This is a genomic window from Methylobacterium bullatum, from assembly GCF_014845095.1.
GTDB lineage: Bacteria > Pseudomonadota > Alphaproteobacteria > Rhizobiales > Beijerinckiaceae > Methylobacterium > Methylobacterium bullatum.
This window is the reverse complement of sequence record NZ_NKUG01000307.1, coordinates 1-1,118: the sequence shown is the minus strand read 5'-3', so window position 1 is coordinate 1,118 and position 1,118 is coordinate 1. Positions and strand designations below refer to the sequence as shown.

3 protein-coding genes are annotated in these 1,118 nt (G+C 67.6%); all 3 read left to right on the top strand.

From position 1 onward, the window contains the following. Positions 1 to 165: uL13 family ribosomal protein (locus MBTS_RS23335; protein ID WP_192216610.1), on the top strand; the 165-nt coding region annotated here is incomplete at its 5' end. Between the two features lie 2 nt (positions 166 to 167). Further along, the gene (gene rpsI / locus MBTS_RS23330; protein WP_026175762.1) at positions 168 to 647 is read left to right on the top strand and encodes a 30S ribosomal protein S9; all 480 of its coding nucleotides are present in this window, start codon (positions 168 to 170) and stop codon (positions 645 to 647) included. An 83-nt stretch (positions 648 to 730) separates the two neighbouring features. Further along, on the top strand, positions 731 to 982 hold the full coding sequence (locus MBTS_RS23325) for a hypothetical protein (protein ID WP_192216609.1): 252 nt from the start codon (positions 731 to 733) through the stop codon (positions 980 to 982). The last annotated feature ends 136 nt before the right edge of the window (positions 983 to 1,118 follow it).

Below are 1,118 nucleotides of genomic sequence, written 5' to 3'. Positions count from 1 at the left end.
CGCGTGGTCGAGAAGGCCGTGGAGCGCATGCTCCCCCGTGGACCGCTGTTCCGCCAGATCATGGGCAACCTCCGGGTCTACAAGGGCACCGAGCATCCCCACACCGCCCAGCAGCCGCAGGCGCTCGACGTCGGCAGCCTCAACCGCAAGAACGTGAGCGCTTGATCATGGCGACCCTCCAGTCCCTCTCCGACCTGAACCGCGCCAACGTCGAAGATCCCGAGAACGCGGCTCCCGTCCACGTTCAGAAGCTCGACGCGCAAGGGCGCGCCTATGCCACCGGCAAGCGCAAGGACGCGGTCGCCCGCGTCTGGATCAAGCCCGGCAACGGCACCGTGGTGGTCAACGGCCGCACGGTCGAGACCTACTTCGCCCGCCCCGTGCTGCGCATGATCCTGCGCCAGCCGCTCACCATCGCCAACCGCGTCGACCAGTACGACATCACGGTCACGGTGCATGGCGGCGGTCTCTCCGGCCAGGCCGGCGCCGTCCGTCACGGCCTGTCCAAGGCGCTCACCTACTACGAGCCGGAACTCCGCGCGCCCCTGAAGCGCGAAGGCTTCCTGACCCGCGACAGCCGCGTGGTCGAGCGCAAGAAGTACGGCCGCAAGAAGGCTCGCCGCAGCTTCCAGTTCTCGAAGCGCTGAGCGTTTCGGTTCTCTCGAGTTTTGGAAAGGGCGGCCTCGTGCCGCCCTTTTCGTTTGTCGCGACACAGTCCGAAGGTCTCTCGATGCCCAACGTCTTCCGGCGCGTTCACGCCCCCGTCGTCAGCGCGGTCACGCTCTGCCTGTCGAAGGCCGGCGACGAGGTGAAGGGCGAAGTCAAGCTCGCCGACGGACGCCAGTTCAGCACCACCGGGGTGCTTCCCATCGCCCAGGCCTTCGGCATCGCCGTGCACGTGGCCAACGAGGGCGGCCTGGAAATCGTGGTCATCGACCCGCAGAGCGCCTGGAAGCCGAGCTGGGGAACGCTCGAGGGTTAGAGATTCGCGCCAAGCCCCGTCGCGTACCGGTCGAAAGGGGGGTCCGATTCCGCTCGGAAGCCGTCGCCATTCCGGTGGAATCGCCCTAGTTTCGGGGCATGAGCCAGCCGACGACCCCCTCCTTCGACCCCCGCCC

Bases quoted from the DNA above. Each gene is read 5' to 3' on its own strand.
- rpsI (WP_026175762.1), top strand. From the start codon at position 168: ATGGCGACCCTCCAGTCCCTCTCCGACCTGAACCGCGCCAACGTCGAA.
- MBTS_RS23325 (WP_192216609.1), top strand. From the start codon at position 731: ATGCCCAACGTCTTCCGGCGCGTTCACGCCCCCGTCGTCAGCGCGGTC.